Raw genomic sequence first — 17,241 nt, 5'->3', positions numbered from 1 at the left:
AAAGAGCTTAAAATATTATCTTCTTGTTTTCTTATCATCATCCGAATGACTTTTGTAGGTACGAGTTGGAGCGAATTCGCCCAATTTGTGTCCTACCATATCTTCCGTTACGTATACTGGAACGTGTTTACGTCCATCATACACACCAAAAGTAAGTCCGATGAACTGTGGAAAAATAGTGGAACGACGGGACCAAGTCTTAATAACAGCCTTTTTCTCCGATGCGTTCATAACTTCAACTTTTTTCAACAGGTAACCGTCAATGAAAGGTCCCTTTTTTAAACTGCGACTCATATGTGAATCCTCCCTTCATCAAATCTTCTCGTTACTTTCGGCACTTCACAACGTTATGCACAGTGTGCATTATTTTGTGCGGCGGCGAACGATATATTTGTCAGAAGCTTTTCCTTTTTTACGTGTCTTGTATCCAAGAGTTGGTTTACCCCAAGGAGACAATGGAGATTTACGACCGATTGGAGCGCGTCCTTCACCACCACCGTGTGGGTGATCGTTAGGGTTCATGACTACCCCGCGGACTTCTGGGCGTTGACCCATCCAGCGGCTACGTCCTGCTTTACCAATCTTAATTAGTTCGTGGTCTGCGTTACCAACAGAACCGATTGTAGCGCGACAAACCTTCAACAATTTACGAACTTCACCAGAAGACAAACGTACGGATACGTATTTTTCTTCTTTACCAAGAAGTTGAGCTTCAGTACCTGCTGCACGTACTAATTGTCCACCTTTACCTGGTTGTAATTCGATGTTGTGGATAACTGTACCTACTGGAATGTTCTCCATAGGAAGTGTATTACCAATCTTGATATCAGAAGCTGGTCCTGATTCAATTTGATCTCCTACTTTTAGGCCTTGTGGAGCGATAATGTAACGTTTCTCTCCATCAGCATAGTGGATCAAAGCAATATTGGAAGTACGGTTCGGATCGTATTCAATCGTAGCAACGCGACCTGGTATGCCGTCTTTAGTCCGTTTGAAGTCAATGATACGGTATTTACGTTTGTGTCCGCCGCCGTGGTGACGTACGGTGATTTTACCTTGGTTATTACGTCCCGCATGTTTGAAAAGGGGAGACAACAAGGATTTTTCCGGTTCGTTTGTTGTGATTTCTTCAAACGTAGACACTGACATATGTCTTCTAGCCGGGGATGTTGGTTTATACTTTTTAATTGGCACTGAATTTCCCTCCTTACTTTAGCGATTTCACTACTCTACTGCTTCAAAAAATTCAAGCGGCTTGCTATCTTTACTTAATGTAACTATAGCCTTTTTCCATTCAGAAGTATAACCGTTATATTTACCATAACGTTTAGGCTTTTGTGGAACACGCATTGTATTTACATTTGTAACTTTAACTTTGAAAATAGCTTCGATAGCTTGTTTGATTTCGGTTTTATTGGCACGGAGTTCAACTTCAAAAGCGTATTTCATGTCGCTCATATAGTCGGCCGTACGTTCCGTAATAACCGGACGTTTAATCACATCGCGAGGATCCTTCATTACGCGAACACCTCCTCTACCTTCTGAACTGCTTCCTTCGTAATGATCAACTTGTCGTACAATAGTACGTCAAGGACATTAATGCCGTCTGCTGCTACAAATTTAACACCAGGAATATTACGAGCAGCTAGAGCTACTGTATCATCAAAGGCAGGTGTTACAATTAGAGCTTTACGTTCGACTTTTAAGTTGTTCAAGATTGCTGCAAATTCTTTCGTTTTTGGCGAGTTCAACGTTAGAGCATCAAGAACAATGATATTGTTATCAAGTACTTTGGATGACAACGCAGATTTAATCGCTAAGCGACGAACCTTTTTAGGCAATTTGAATGTATAACTACGTGGAGTTGGTCCAAATACCACTCCGCCGCCTTTCCATTGTGGAGAGCGAATAGATCCTTGACGAGCACGACCTGTACCTTTTTGTTTCCAAGGTTTACGTCCTCCGCCACGTACTTCAGAACGTCCTTTAACTTTGTGAGTACCACGACGTAGAGAAGCTCTTTGTAGCAAGACAGCTTGATTCATAACATGTACATGCGGTTCGATACCGAATACATTGTCATTTAGTTCAACTTCTCCTACTTCACTTCCAGTAACATTAAAAAGAACTACTTTAGGCATTGTTTTTCCTCCTTCCTTTGGTGATTATTTCTTCACCGTTTCTTTGATTTTCACAAAGCTGTTTTTAGGTCCTGGAATAGCACCTTTTATAAGTAAAACGTTACGTTCAACATCCACTTTGATAACTTCAAGTTTCTGTACTGTAATTAGCGTATGTCCCATATGTCCTGGAAGGCGTTTGCCTTTAGCAACACGGTTCGCTTGAATGGAACCCATGGAACCCGGTCTACGGTGATAACGTGATCCGTGAGCCATTGGTCCGCGGCTTTGTCCCCAACGTTTAATTACACCTTGAAATCCTTTACCTTTTGAAGTACCTGTTACGTCAACAAACTCGCCTTCAGCGAAAACGTCAGCCTTCAATTCCTGACCTACCTCAACACTAGCGAAGTCATTCCCGCGAATTTCGCGAACGTAGCGCTTAGGCGCAGTATTTGCCTTTTTCGCATGACCTATTTCAGGTTTGATCGCGTTTCTTTCTTTCTTATCGGAGAAACCTAGTTGGATCGCTTCATAGCCATCGTTTTCTAGATCTTTCTTCTGCAATACAACGCAAGGACCTGCTTCGATTACCGTTACAGGAATTACATTACCCTCAGCTGTAAATACTTGAGTCATTCCGAGTTTTTTTCCTAAGATACCTTTCATGTTGACACCTCTTTTCCTTTCAAAGTTCCTTACTAGTAATCAATATTACAATTTAATTTCAATATCTACACCGGACGGCAGGTCCAAGCGCATTAAGGCATCCACAGTTTGTGGAGTCGGGTTCACAATGTCGATCAAACGCTTATGAGTGCGTTGTTCGAACTGTTCCCGCGAATCCTTATACTTGTGTACCGCACGGAGAATGGTAATGATTTGTTTTTCAGTTGGAAGTGGAATCGGTCCAGAAACACTAGCACCTGAACGTTTTGCAGTTTCAACAATTTTCTCAGCGGATTGATCAAGAATTCTGTGATCGTAAGCTTTCAAACGAATACGAATTTTTTGCTTTGCCATTTTAGTCCCTCCTTCTATCGCCCAATTTGGTATCGGACATACTCCACGAAAATTTTCTAGACAACCGCTCCATGGCAAAGGGGCCAGGTGTGTCAGTAACCTCTCGCTTCATCGCAACGTCTCAGAACAACATTCATTATTATATAGAATACTTGAATATAATGCAAGTATAAAATAAAAAGTTAATATATTACCTCTTGGCTAAGTCTATATATTACACTTTATTTTCTAACTAGGCAACCTTAAACTATCAATTATAAGGAATCACTTCGCAGTAATTTCATCCAAATTTTCCATTAAATCAAAAACAGAGGGCTCTATCTTTAATGGATAGAACCCTCTATTACTTGCGTTCACATCACACTGTTGCTCGTTACAGTACATTGTTGCTTATGATTCAAGACCAAAGTCTTTATTATTTAGTGATTGTTGCTACTGAACCAGCACCAACAGTACGTCCACCTTCACGGATTGAGAATTTAGTACCTTCTTCAATCGCGATTGGGTTGATCAATGCAACAGTTACAGTGATGTTATCACCAGGCATAACCATTTCAGTACCTTCTGGCAAAGTAATAACTCCAGTTACGTCAGTTGTACGGAAGTAGAACTGTGGACGGTAACCAGTGAAGAAAGGTTTATGACGTCCGCCTTCTTCTTTTGTCAAAACGTAGATTTGTGCTTCGAAATCTGTGTGTGGTTTAACTGTACCTGGTTTAGCAAGTACTTGGCCACGCTCGATCATTGTGCGGTCAACACCACGAAGCAATGCTCCGATGTTGTCCCCAGCTTGTGCAGAATCAAGCAATTTACGGAACATTTCAACGCCCGTAACTACTGATTTCTTAGCTTCTTCAGTGATACCAACGATTTCAACTTCTTCTCCGACTTTAACAGTTCCGCGTTCTACACGACCTGTAGCAACGGTACCGCGACCAGTGATAGAGAATACATCCTCAACAGGCATCAAGAAAGGTTTGTCAGTGTCACGAACTGGATCTGGCACATAAGTGTCGATAACTTCGAACATTTCAACAATTTTCTTAGCCCATTCGCCATCTGGGTTAGCCAATGCTTCACGAGCTGAACCTTGGAAGATTGGAGTATCATCGCCTGGGAAATCATATTCATTCAACAAATCACGAACTTCCATTTCAACCAATTCAAGAAGTTCTGCGTCTTCAACAACGTCACATTTGTTCAAGAATACTACGATGTATGGAACACCAACTTGTTTAGACAATAGGATATGTTCGCGAGTCTGTGGCATAGGGCCGTCAGCTGCAGAAACAACCAAGATAGCTCCGTCCATTTGAGCAGCACCAGTGATCATGTTTTTAACGTAATCGGCATGTCCTGGGCAGTCAACGTGTGCATAGTGACGGTTAGGAGTTTCATATTCAACGTGAGAAGTAGAGATTGTGATACCACGTTCGCGCTCTTCTGGAGCTTTATCGATTTGATCGAATGCTATAGCAGCACCCCCGTAAGTTTTGGACAATACAGTTGTAATTGCTGCAGTAAGAGTCGTTTTACCATGATCGACGTGACCAATAGTACCGATATTTACGTGTGTTTTATTGCGTTCAAATTTAGCCTTTGCCATTTTAAACACTTCCTCCTTCAATAAATAAATTGTTTATGTTCATACAGCATAAAGTAAAAGGATATTCCCTTTCACTCCATCCTGTAAAGAAAATGATAATTATTCTCCGCCTTTTGACTTGGAGATAATTTCTTCAGCAATGCTCTTCGGAACTTCTTCATAGTGAGATAGTTCCATCGAGAACACACCGCGACCTTGAGTACCAGAGCGAAGTGTTGTCGAATATCCGAACATTTCAGATAGAGGCACCTTAGCACGAATAATTTGAGCTCCTGCACGAGTATCCATACCTTCAATCCGTCCACGACGGGAATTCAGCATACCCATAACATCACCCATATATTCTTCCGGTACGGTTACTTCAACTTTCATGATTGGCTCAAGAAGTACAGGCTTACACTTGTCTTTAGCAGCTTTAAGTGCTAGAGAACCTGCAACTTTAAATGCCATTTCATTGGAATCGACATCATGGTATGAACCATCAACGATAGTAGCTTTGACATCAACAAGCGGGAAGCCTGCGATAACACCGCTCTTCATTCCTTCTTCAATCCCTGCAAGTGCTGGAGCAACATATTCTCTAGGAACAGATCCACCGACAACCTTGCTTTCGAAAGTATTACCAGTACCTGCTTCAAGAGGTTCGAATTCAACCCATACGTGACCGTATTGTCCACGACCACCAGATTGACGTACGAACTTACCTTCTACACGTGCTGCAGAACGGAATGTTTCACGATAAGCAACCTGTGGTTTACCCACATTCGTTTCCACTTTGAACTCACGACGCATACGGTCGATGATGATATCAAGGTGAAGCTCACCCATACCTGCAAGAATAGTCTGGCCAGTCTCTTCATCTGTGTGAGCACGAAGTGTAGGATCTTCCTCAGTTAATTTACCGAGAGCGACACCCATTTTGTCTTGGTCAGCTTTAGTCTTAGGTTCAACTGCAATGGAGATAACTGGATCCGGGAAATTCATAGATTCAAGAATAACTGGATGTTTCTCATCACATAGCGTATCACCTGTACCTGTGTCTTTCAAACCAACAGCTGAAGCGATATCTCCGCAGTAAACTTCAGAGATTTCTTGACGGCTGTTAGCATGCATTTGCAGGATACGTCCGATACGTTCGCGTTTACCTTTTGTTGCATTCAGTACATATGATCCGGATTGTAGTACACCAGAATATACACGGAAGAACGTAAGTTTACCAACGTAAGGGTCAGTCATGATCTTAAATGCAAGTGCAGCGAAAGGTTCTTTATCATCAGACTTACGGATTGTTTCAGTACCATCATCAAGATGACCAATGATAGCTGGAACGTCTGTAGGAGCTGGAAGATAATCAACAACTGCGTCCATCATTAACTGAACGCCTTTGTTACGATAAGATGATCCACAGATTACTGGGAAGATCTTAGTCTGAACAACACCTTTACGAAGAGCTGCTTTCAATTCTGGAATGGTGATTTCTTCACCCTCAAGATATTTCATAGTCAATTCTTCGTCTAACTCTGCAACTTTTTCAATTAGTTCTGCGCGAAGTTCTTCAACTTTCACTTTGAATTCTTCTGGAATTTCAACAACTTCGATGTTTTGACCCAAGTCATCTTTGTACATGTGAGCTTTACGCTCAACAAGGTCAATAATCCCAGTAAAGTCATTTTCAGCACCAATCGGAAGTTGAATTGCTACTGCGTTTGCCTTAAGGCGATCACGCATTGTTTCAATAACATTAAGATAATCAGCACCGATAATATCCATCTTGTTCACATATGCAATACGCGGTACGCCATACTTGTCAGCCTGTCTCCATACGGTTTCAGACTGAGGTTCTACGCCCTCTTTTGCACTGAACACACCTACTGCCCCATCCAATACACGAAGGGACCGTTCAACTTCAACAGTGAAGTCAACGTGTCCCGGGGTATCAATGATATTAACGCGGTGACCTTTCCAAGAAGCAGTCGTAGCAGCGGAAGTAATCGTAATTCCGCGCTCCTGTTCTTGTTCCATCCAGTCCATAGTCGCAGCACCCTCGTGAACTTCACCGATTTTGTGCGTTATGCCTGTGTAGAACAAGATGCGCTCCGTGGTAGTTGTTTTACCAGCGTCAATATGAGCCATGATCCCAATATTACGTGTATTGTTTAAGGAGAACTCTCTTGCCATGAAAATAGTCTCCCTTCAATAACATAGTTATATTTAAGCTAATTCTACCAACGGTAGTGAGCAAACGCTTTGTTCGCTTCAGCCATCTTGTGTGTATCTTCGCGTTTCTTAACAGAAGCGCCTGTGTTGTTTGAAGCATCGATAATCTCTGCTGCCAAACGTTCTTCCATCGTCTTCTCACCGCGGTTGCGGGAGTAGTTTACAAGCCAACGTAGACCTAGAGCTGTACGTCTTTCAGGTTTCACTTCTAGTGGTACCTGGTAGGTTGAACCACCTACACGACGTGCTTTAACTTCTAGAACTGGCATGATATTCTTGATCGCCGTTTCAAACACTTCCATCGGATCTTTCTCCGTACGTTCTTGAATAAGCTTGAACGCGTTATATAGAATTGTTGCAGCAGTACCTCTCTTACCATCCAACATAATGCGGTTGATTAGACGAGTAACTAGCTTGCTATTGTACAACGGATCTGGTAATACGTCTCTTTTAGTAACTGGACCCTTGCGTGGCATGGATATCCCCCTTTCTTAAATCAATTGAATTCTATTGAATTCACTATTATTTTTTAACCTTAGGACGTTTCGTACCATATTTGGAACGAGCTTGCATCCGGTTGTTAACACCTGCAGTATCAAGAGCACCGCGAACGATGTGATAACGTACTCCTGCAAGGTCTTTTACTTTTCCTCCACGAACCAATACGACACTGTGCTCTTGCAAGTTGTGTCCGATTCCTGGAATATAAGCAGTCACCTCTATGCGATTCGTTAAACGAACACGAGCATATTTACGAAGTGCGGAGTTTGGTTTACGTGGAGTCATAGTACCTACACGTGTACATACACCACGTTTTTGTGGAGCGCTCAATCCAGTCTCTTCACGCTTCAAAGCGTTATACCCTTTTTGTAGTGCTGGGGATTTAGACTTATAAATCTTAGATTGACGTCCTTTACGAACTAGCTGATTAATTGTTGGCATGTTGTTGCCACCCCCTTCCCAATATTACTGTCCAATTATACCTTCCAAGTCCACAGACCCAGGCGGTTCATAAAAGGACAAATGAAAAGCCTTTGCCGAAAGATTTTTGCATCTTTCTCACAAAAACATCCCTTTAAAACTATGGTTTAATGACGGCAGCCATCGCTGCACCCACTTCAATGCTGCATGCTTCGCCCAATTCAGTCATGGTATCCACATACGTTATGTTGACGCTATGCTTGTCGCATAGTGCTACAATTTTTGAAATAAGCCGCTGATCTGCATCTAAGGCTACATATACTTCAGTAGCTTGACCACACTCAACTGCTCGCATGGTTTGTTTGGTGCCTATTCTAACATGAGCATCCTGTAATCCTCTATCATTAGACATCATTACGATTCCTCCAAAAGAACAGGAATAACTAAATCACTCACGCACCTATGATATATTAGCATCCCACATCATTGATGTCAAGAGATTTGGTGCATTTACTAGATAAATCAAGTTGGTGCTGTGAAATCAAACCCTTATAAGTATGATTCCACAGCGTCCTTCTTAATTATTCTACAGTTACAGGTTCAAGCTCTTTAGGTTCCTTATTCAACAATTCTGGATCAGCGTAAGTTACACTACGATAACGATTCAAGCCTGTTCCCGCTGGTATTAACTTACCAATGATTACATTTTCTTTCAATCCGAGTAGTTTATCGACTTTGCCCTTAATAGCTGCATCTGTCAATACACGAGTCGTTTCTTGGAAAGAAGCTGCAGACAAGAATGAATCAGTCTCCAGAGATGCTTTTGTGATACCAAGAAGAACAGGTTTAGCAACTGCAGGTTCTTTTCCTGCCAATATTGCAACTTTATTTGCAGCTTCATATTCATGAATATCCGAGAATGCGCCTGGAAGAAGAGTGGTCTCTCCAGCATCGACAATTCGAATCTTACGAAGCATTTGTTTAACCATAACTTCAATGTGCTTATCGTTAATTTCTACACCTTGGTTACGGTATACACGTTGTACTTCTTGCAGAATGTAGTTCTGTACGCCGCGAATACCCTTGATACGTAGAATTTCTTTCGGATCGATTGAACCGTCTGTAAGTTCGTCACCAGCCTCAATTTCTTGGCCTTCACTGACACGAAGACGAGATCCATAAGTGACTAAATAAGTTTTAGTCTCTGCTTCACCCTGTACTTCGATCTCACGACGATCTTTCGTTTCACGAATTTCTTTAACGACACCATCAATTTCACTGATTGTAGCTTGCCCTTTCGGAATACGAGCTTCGAATAGCTCTTGAATACGCGGCAAACCTTGTGTAATATCGTCTCCTGCAACACCCCCGGTATGGAAGGTACGCATTGTAAGCTGTGTTCCTGGTTCACCGATGGATTGTGCTGCGATAATACCAACCGCTTCACCAATCTCAACGTGTTTACCCGTCGCCAAATTTCGACCGTAACAAGTTTTACATACACCATGACGAGCACGGCAACTAAGTACAGAACGAATTTGTAGTTTTTCAACTCCAGCTTTGATAATAGCACTCGCTTTATCAGAGTCGATCAATTCATTACGGTTAACGATAATTTCACCAGTCTCTGGATGACGAACCGTTTCAAAGCAATAACGACCTTCAATACGGTCATACAGATCCTCGATAACTTCTTTACCGTCTTGAATCTTAGCCACTGTAAAGCCTTTATCAGTACCACAATTCTCTTCCCGAACAATAACATCTTGTGCTACGTCAACGAGACGACGCGTTAGATATCCTGAATCGGCAGTACGTAACGCTGTATCGGCAAGACCTTTACGCGCTCCGTGAGTCGATAGGAAGTACTCGAGTACGGTTAGACCTTCACGGAAGTTAGATTTAATCGGCATTTCTATGATACGTCCTGATGGATTGGCCATCAGACCGCGCATGCCGCCCAACTGTGTGATCTGCGATTTATTACCACGCGCTTTAGAATCAACCATGAGCATAATATTGTTATATCGATCCATGGATTTCATAAGCACTTCTGTAAGTTCATCTTTAGTCTTGGACCAAATGTCAATAACTCGGTCATAACGTTCTTCATTGGTAATCAAACCACGACGATATTGGTTCGTAACTACACTAACCTTAGCATCAGATGCGTGTAGAATCTCACCCTTCTCCACAGGTACGATTACGTCTGATACAGCTACTGTGATACCCGCACGTGTAGAGTACGTAAATCCGAGTTGTTTAATTTTATCCAAAATGATTGATGTTTCAGTTGTATGGTATGTCTCGAAACAACGAGCAATAATTTGTCCAAGATATTCCTTACCTACCGCACCACTAACTGGAAGACTTTCAATGATCTCAGTAACATTCGCACCCTTTTCATAAATGAAGTACCGCTCAGGTGTCCCTTGGAATAGGTTCTCACGAGTTGCTTCGTTAATATAAGGAAAACTACTTGGGAAGATTTCATTGAAAATAATTTTACCAATCGTTGTAATCAGCATCGCGCCTTGTTGCTTCTCTGTAAAGTTAGTTTTACCCAAAGCCTTAGCAGGGATAGCCACACGAGCATGAAGACCCGCTGTTCCACGTTGATAAGCAGATATAGCATCATTTACAGTACGAAGAATCATTCCTGATCCTTTTTCTTCTTTGTTATCCATCGTCAGATAGAAAGTTCCAAGAACCATATCCTGTGATGGTGTAACAACCGGTTTACCGTCTTTCGGATTCAGAATGTTGCCTGATGCCAACATAAGAATACGTGCTTCAGCTTGAGCTTCAGCAGACAACGGAACGTGCACAGCCATTTGGTCACCATCAAAGTCGGCATTGTAAGCCGTACATACGAGTGGATGAAGTCGAATAGCATGACCTTCTACTAAGATCGGTTCAAACGCTTGGATACCGAGACGGTGAAGCGTAGGAGCACGGTTCAATAGTACAGGATGCTCTTTAATGACTTCTTCAAGTACATCCCAAACCTCAGGGCTCACGCGTTCAACCTTACGTTTAGCACTCTTGATGTTATGAGCAAGACCTTTGTTAACCAATTCCTTCATAACGAAAGGCTTGAACAATTCAAGCGCCATTTTCTTAGGAAGACCACATTGGTACATCTTAAGGTAAGGTCCAACAACGATAACAGAACGACCTGAATAATCGACACGTTTACCAAGTAGATTCTGACGGAAACGGCCTTGTTTACCTTTTAGCATGTGGCTAAGTGATTTCAAAGGGCGATTACCAGGACCTGTAACAGGACGTCCACGACGACCATTATCAATCAAAGCATCTACTGCTTCTTGAAGCATACGTTTCTCGTTCTGAACGATAATGTCAGGTGCTCCAAGATCAAGTAGGCGTTTCAAACGATTGTTACGGTTAATAACACGACGATACAGATCATTCAAGTCAGACGTTGCGAAACGCCCACCATCCAATTGTACCATCGGACGAAGTTCAGGAGGGATAACAGGAAGTACATCCATGATCATCCATTCTGGTTTATTTCCAGAGTTGCGGAATGCTTCAATTACTTCAAGACGCTTAATCGCACGATTACGACGTTGTCCTTGTGCAGTGCGAAGCTCTTCTTTTAGGAATTCAAGTTCTTTCTCAACATCAATATCCTGCAAAAGTTTTTTAACGGCTTCTGCGCCCATGCCAGCATGGAATCCGTAGCCATATTTTTCACGATAACTACGATATTCCTTTTCGGATAGGAGTTGTTTTTTCTCCAGTGGAGTTTCACCTGGATCCGTTACAACATAAGATGCGAAGTAAATGATCTCTTCAAGTGATCTTGGTGACATGTCCAGAGCCAGACCCATCCGGCTAGGGATACCTTTGAAATACCAGATATGAGATACAGGAGCAGCAAGTTCAATATGTCCCATACGTTCACGACGAACTTTCGCCCGAGTGACTTCAACGCCGCAGCGATCGCACACTACGCCTTTATAACGGACACGCTTATACTTACCACAGTGACATTCCCAGTCTTTCGTTGGTCCAAAGATCTTCTCACAGAACAGGCCTTCTTTTTCCGGTTTTAACGTACGATAGTTAATCGTCTCCGGTTTTTTAACTTCTCCGCGGGACCATGATCTAATCTTTTCGGGAGAAGCGAGCCCGATTTTCATGTATTCAAAATTGTTAACGTCCAACAAGGAGCAACCCTCCTTAATCTAGTACTATATTATTTGAAGACGTGATACGGGCAGCAAGGTAAGCCTTACTGCCGATCACAATCTCTTATTCCACTCCGACTTCCGCGCCTTCCAAGTTGAGGCTCAGCTTATCTCCTGCCGCCTCGTCTTCGTCATCGAGTTCTTTCATCTCGATTTCTTGTTCGTCACCGCTAAGGATCTTAACATCCATACCTAGAGATTGAAGTTCTTTAATTAGAACCTTGAATGATTCAGGAACTCCTGGTTCCGGCACATTCTCTCCTTTAACGATGGATTCATATGTCTTCACCCGACCTACAACATCATCGGATTTGACTGTCAAGATTTCTTGCAATGTATAAGCAGCACCATAAGCTTCAAGCGCCCAGACTTCCATTTCTCCGAAACGCTGTCCACCAAATTGAGCTTTACCACCCAATGGTTGTTGTGTAACGAGAGAGTAAGGACCTGTAGAACGAGCATGGATTTTATCATCAACCATGTGGGCAAGTTTGATCATATGCATGACACCAACGGTAACTTCACGTTCGAACATATCACCTGTACGGCCATCATACAATTTAGTCTTACCGTTACGATTCATACCTGACTCTTCCATCGTATCAAATACGTCATTCTCGTTAGCACCATCAAATACTGGTGTTGCTACGTGAATACCAAGGAGCATTGCTGCCATCCCTAAGTGTACTTCAAGTAATTGACCGACGTTCATACGTGATGGCACCCCTAGTGGGTTAAGACATACTTGTACTGGAGTTCCATCTGGAAGGAATGGCATATCTTCTTCCGGTAAAATGCGGGCTACAACACCTTTGTTACCATGACGCCCTGCCATTTTGTCACCTTCAGAAATCTTACGTTTTTGCGCAATATATACACGAACCATTTGATTAACGCCTGGAGGTAGTTCATCACCGTTCTCACGGGTAAATACCTTCACATCGACGATAATACCATCACTACCATGTGGAACACGTAGAGAGGTATCGCGAACTTCACGAGCCTTCTCACCAAAGATAGCATGGAGTAAGCGTTCCTCTGCAGTAAGTTCAGTTACACCCTTAGGTGTTACTTTACCCACTAAGATGTCGCCAGCACTAATCTCCGCACCGATGCGGATAATGCCTCGTTCATCTAGATTGCGAAGAGCTTCTTCCCCAACATTCGGAATATCGCGAGTGATCTCTTCAGGTCCAAGTTTCGTATCACGCGCTTCAGATTCATATTCTTCAATATGGATCGAAGTGTATACGTCTTCCTTAACCATTTTTTCGCTTAGAAGGATCGCATCTTCATAGTTGTAACCTTCCCAAGTCATGAAAGCTACGACAACGTTACGTCCTAATGCAATTTCGCCCATTTCAGTTGAAGGTCCATCCGCTAAGATGTCTCCTACTTTAACACTGTCTCCTCTTTTAACGATCGGACGTTGGTTAATGCAAGTTCCCTGATTTGAACGCATAAACTTGTGTAATTTATGTTTAACAAGGTCACCCTTAACTTCTTTTCCATCTACAAGTTCAACACGACGAACCCAGATCTCATTTGCAGAAGATCTTTCAACAATACCGTCATGTTTGGACACAATACATACGCCAGAGTCTTTCGCAGCTTTGTGTTCCATTCCTGTACCAACCAATGGAGCTTTTGGAATTAGAAGCGGCACCGCTTGGCGCTGCATGTTAGATCCCATTAGTGCACGGTTAGAGTCATCATTTTCAAGGAACGGGATAAGCGCAGTTGCGACCGACACAACTTGTTTAGGAGATACATCCATATAGTCTACACGATCGCTAGGCATGGATAGAATGTTATCAGCTTGTTTATTATAACGAACGACAACAATATCGTCCTCAAACTTGCTGTCTTCTGTCAATTTAGCGTTCGCTTGCGCGACGATATAGTTATCTTCTTCATCCGCAGTTAGATAATCGATATGTTCGGTAACAATACCGGTCTTAGGATCTACCCAACGATACGGTGCTTCAATAAATCCATATTCGTTAACACGTGCAAACGTCGACAATGAGTTAATCAACCCAATGTTCGGACCTTCTGGTGTTTCGATCGGACACATACGGCCATAGTGACTCGGATGGACGTCACGCACTTCAAACCCTGCACGTTCACGAGTCAAACCTCCGGGTCCTAGTGCAGATAGACGACGTTTGTGCGTCAATTCACCAAGCGGATTGGTCTGATCCATAAATTGTGACAACTGTGAACTACCAAAGAATTCTTTAATCGATGCAATAACCGGGCGAATGTTAATTAGCGCTTGTGGCGTAATAACATTTGCATCCTGAATTGACATTCTTTCACGAACGACGCGTTCCATTCTAGAAAGACCAATACGGAATTGGTTTTGCAACAATTCACCCACTGAACGCAGACGGCGGTTACCTAGATGGTCAATATCATCTGTATTACCAACACCATGCAGCAAATCTATGAAATAACTGATGGATGAGATAATATCAGCTGGCGTAATGTTTTTCACTGATTTATCAATATTCGCATTAGCAATCACTTTGATAACTTTACCCTCTTCAATAGGAGAGAATACTTCGATGCTCTGTAACGGAACTTCTCCCGCATCCAGTGCTCCATTAGCTACATGGTAAGTCTTAAGACCAACACCATTCTCCAAATGAGGTAGCAATTCATCTAATAAACGACGGTCTACCATTTGACCAGATTCAGCCAGGATTTCTCCTGTTTCTGGGTCAACTAGGTTTTGAGCCAAACGTTGATTAAACAAGCGATTCTTAATGTGTAGTTTTTTGTTAATTTTATAACGACCTACATTAGCTAAGTCATAACGTTTCGGGTCAAAGAACCGTGCTATCAACAGACTCTTCGCATTATCCAAAGTAGGTGGTTCACCTGGACGAAGACGTTCATAGATTTCAATCAGCGCTTTTTCCGTCGAATCCGTATTGTCCTTATCTAACGTGTTACGGATATATTCATCATTACCAAGCAAATCAAGAATTTCAGCATCGCTACCGAAACCTAATGCGCGAAGTAATACAGTCACTGGTATTTTACGAGTACGGTCGATACGAACATACATAATGTCCTTCGCGTCCGTTTCCAGTTCAAGCCACGCTCCACGGTTAGGGATTACAGTTGCTGTGTAATTCCGTTTACCATTTTTGTCGATTTTGGTGCTGAAATAGACGCTAGGAGAGCGAACCAACTGGCTGACAATTACCCGTTCTGCACCATTGATAATAAATGTACCAGTCTCCGTCATTAGTGGGAAGTCTCCCATGAACACTTCCTGTTCTTTGACTTCTCCCGTTTCCCTGTTAATGAGTCTCACTTTAACCCGAAGTGGAGCCGCATACGTGACGTCACGCTCTTTTGCATCGTCAATGTTGTATTTTGGTTCACCTAGGCTGTAGTCTATAAACTCCAGCACTAAATTACCTGTGAAATCTTGGATCGGCGAAATATCATGAAACATCTCCCGCAATCCTTCCTCCAAAAACCAATCATAAGATTTTTGTTGGATTTCAATCAGGTTCGGAATTTCGAGTACTTCGTTAATTCGTGCATAACTTCGCCGAGTGCGTCGACCATACTGAACAAGATGTCCTGCCAACTTTAACTCACCCCTCATGTCTACTCACTTTAAAAATACATTGCGAACCTCTGTTTGGACAATTATAATGGAACCATACAGAGTGTTCTTCCACATATAAAGAATACCCCTTACCCGAATTCTTTCGAACAAAGAGCATCTTACAGTGGTTTCTTACATCACATGGACTTCATTTTCAATAGATTTGCAATCATTTGCACAACAAATGGGTAATGTATGACTATGTTAATCACCACTAACAAAATGCTTGACATTTGCGCAAACTAAAGACAAGAAGCCTATCCTAATACTGACATTCCATAATAATATCACATCGGAAATATCAAGTCAATAGTCCTATTGCGGATTATTTCAAAGGTTTTAAAGTCTTAAATATGCGATAGCCCTTATCCTTTGTGACTTCTTGTACTTCTCCAAACAATTTCTCTAACTTTTCTTTTGCGGACGGAGCACCTTGTTTCTTCTGTATAACGACCCATAGTGCTCCTCCTTCACGCAAATGATCATAAGCCTTTTCAAAAATGGCATGCACCGTTTCTTTCCCCGCTCGAATCGGAGGATTGGTTAGAATAACATCAAAGCTTCGACCTTCGACCGCCGCAAATAAATCACTCTCCATAATCGAAACATTCGTAATCCCGTTTAGTTGAGCATTTTCTTTAGCAAGTTCAATGGCGCGACTATTGATATCCACCATGGTTACATGACCATTCTTCACCATACGTGCTGCGCTCAACCCAATCGGGCCATAGCCACAACCTACATCAAGTATCTCTGATCCAGGCGACAATTCCATTGCATCAATTAATACTTTACTACCAAAATCAACGCCTTTTTTTGAAAACACTCCAGCGTCACTTATAAAACGATAAGTCGAGCCCTTGAGTTGTTCCTCAATTGTTCTACGGTCATGTTGTACATCCGGTTGGTTCGAATAATAATGCTGCGGCATCCTAATCCTCCGAATCTGTCTATCCATTCTATTTTTGCCATTGTCTATAATATAGACATCAATCTATTAATTAAAACAAACCCCTTGAATTTAGTTCAAGGGGTTTGTTTTTTTAAAATATAAGAAAGCAAAAGCTTCCTGTAAATAAGTTGAGAAGAAATTACTTAACTTCTACGTTAGCGCCTGCTTCTTCCAACTTAGCTTTTACAGTTTCAGCTTCTTCTTTAGATACTTTTTCTTTCAAAGCTTTTGGAGCGTTGTCTACCAAGTCTTTTGCTTCTTTCAAGCCAAGACCAGTGATTTCGCGAACTGCTTTGATTACGTTGATCTTGGAAGCGCCAGCGCTTGTCAAGATTACGTCAAACTCGGATTGCTCTTCTGCTACTGCAGCTGCAGCACCAGCAGCAGCTACTGGAGCTGCAGCAGTTACGCCGAATTCTTCTTCGATTGCTTTTACAAGATCGTTCAATTCCAATACAGACATACCTTTGATAGCTTCTAAAATTTGTTCGTTACTCATTTGGGTGAACCTCCATTTTATATTAAAATATTTTGTTTGTTACGGAAATCTCGAA

The 17,241-nt window shown here is 42.1% G+C and carries 15 protein-coding genes; all 15 read right to left on the bottom strand.

Annotated features, from left to right (window positions below; all coding sequences use genetic code 11):
- Positions 1–15: 15 nt before the first annotated feature.
- The 15 genes from rpsS to rplL all read right to left on the bottom strand — a co-directional run bounded on the left by rpsS (position 16) and on the right by rplL (position 17,186).
- Positions 16–294: a 30S ribosomal protein S19 gene (gene rpsS / locus AC1D7X_RS22935; protein WP_495458492.1), complete on the bottom strand. Its 279-nt coding sequence runs from the start codon at positions 292–294 to the stop codon at positions 16–18.
- A 69-nt stretch (positions 295–363) separates the two neighbouring features.
- Positions 364–1,194, bottom strand: coding sequence for a 50S ribosomal protein L2 (gene rplB / locus AC1D7X_RS22930; protein WP_495458493.1), 831 nt, complete (start codon positions 1,192–1,194; stop codon positions 364–366).
- 30 nt (positions 1,195–1,224) lie between these two features.
- Positions 1,225–1,518, bottom strand: a complete 294-nt coding sequence (rplW, locus tag AC1D7X_RS22925) for a 50S ribosomal protein L23 (RefSeq protein ID WP_495458494.1) — start codon at positions 1,516–1,518, stop codon at positions 1,225–1,227.
- Positions 1,518–2,141: a 50S ribosomal protein L4 gene (gene rplD / locus AC1D7X_RS22920; RefSeq protein WP_495458495.1), complete on the bottom strand. Its 624-nt coding sequence runs from the start codon at positions 2,139–2,141 to the stop codon at positions 1,518–1,520. The genes rplW and rplD overlap by 1 nt, the downstream gene beginning before the upstream one ends.
- A 24-nt stretch (positions 2,142–2,165) precedes the next feature.
- Complete coding sequence (rplC, locus tag AC1D7X_RS22915; protein WP_495458496.1) at positions 2,166–2,789, bottom strand: 50S ribosomal protein L3; 624 nt, start codon at positions 2,787–2,789, stop codon at positions 2,166–2,168.
- 45 nt (positions 2,790–2,834) lie between these two features.
- Positions 2,835–3,143 carry a 30S ribosomal protein S10 gene (rpsJ, locus tag AC1D7X_RS22910; protein ID WP_036652923.1) on the bottom strand — a complete coding sequence of 103 codons (309 nt, stop codon included), beginning with the start codon at positions 3,141–3,143 and terminating at the stop codon, positions 2,835–2,837.
- Positions 3,144–3,558: 415 nt separating this feature from the next.
- Positions 3,559–4,749, bottom strand: coding sequence for an elongation factor Tu (gene tuf, locus AC1D7X_RS22905; RefSeq protein WP_495458497.1), 1,191 nt, complete (start codon positions 4,747–4,749; stop codon positions 3,559–3,561).
- Between the two features lie 99 nt (positions 4,750–4,848).
- Complete coding sequence (gene fusA, locus AC1D7X_RS22900; protein ID WP_495476179.1) at positions 4,849–6,927, bottom strand: elongation factor G; 2,079 nt, start codon at positions 6,925–6,927, stop codon at positions 4,849–4,851.
- 44 nt (positions 6,928–6,971) lie between these two features.
- On the bottom strand, positions 6,972–7,442 hold the full coding sequence (gene rpsG, locus AC1D7X_RS22895; protein ID WP_068537335.1) for a 30S ribosomal protein S7: 471 nt from the start codon (positions 7,440–7,442) through the stop codon (positions 6,972–6,974).
- 46 nt (positions 7,443–7,488) lie between these two features.
- Positions 7,489–7,908: a 30S ribosomal protein S12 gene (rpsL, locus tag AC1D7X_RS22890; protein WP_068537339.1), complete on the bottom strand. Its 420-nt coding sequence runs from the start codon at positions 7,906–7,908 to the stop codon at positions 7,489–7,491.
- A 139-nt stretch (positions 7,909–8,047) separates the two neighbouring features.
- The gene (locus AC1D7X_RS22885) at positions 8,048–8,299 is read right to left on the bottom strand and encodes a ribosomal L7Ae/L30e/S12e/Gadd45 family protein (protein WP_495458523.1); all 252 of its coding nucleotides are present in this window, start codon (positions 8,297–8,299) and stop codon (positions 8,048–8,050) included.
- A 169-nt stretch (positions 8,300–8,468) separates the two neighbouring features.
- The gene (gene rpoC / locus AC1D7X_RS22880; protein ID WP_495458499.1) at positions 8,469–12,083 is read right to left on the bottom strand and encodes a DNA-directed RNA polymerase subunit beta'; all 3,615 of its coding nucleotides are present in this window, start codon (positions 12,081–12,083) and stop codon (positions 8,469–8,471) included.
- A gap of 85 nt (positions 12,084–12,168) precedes the next feature.
- Positions 12,169–15,714, bottom strand: coding sequence for a DNA-directed RNA polymerase subunit beta (gene rpoB, locus AC1D7X_RS22875; RefSeq protein WP_495458500.1), 3,546 nt, complete (start codon positions 15,712–15,714; stop codon positions 12,169–12,171).
- A 346-nt stretch (positions 15,715–16,060) separates the two neighbouring features.
- Entirely contained in the window at positions 16,061–16,666 is a 606-nt protein-coding gene (locus AC1D7X_RS22870) for a class I SAM-dependent methyltransferase (protein ID WP_495458501.1), read from the bottom strand.
- 160 nt (positions 16,667–16,826) lie between these two features.
- Complete coding sequence (rplL, locus tag AC1D7X_RS22865; RefSeq protein WP_495458502.1) at positions 16,827–17,186, bottom strand: 50S ribosomal protein L7/L12; 360 nt, start codon at positions 17,184–17,186, stop codon at positions 16,827–16,829.
- Positions 17,187–17,241: the final 55 nt, after the last annotated feature.

The sequence above is a fragment of the Paenibacillus sp. Y568 genome (assembly GCF_059445545.1).
Note: the sequence above shows the minus strand (reverse complement) of the source record. Positions and strands in the feature narration are given on the sequence as shown.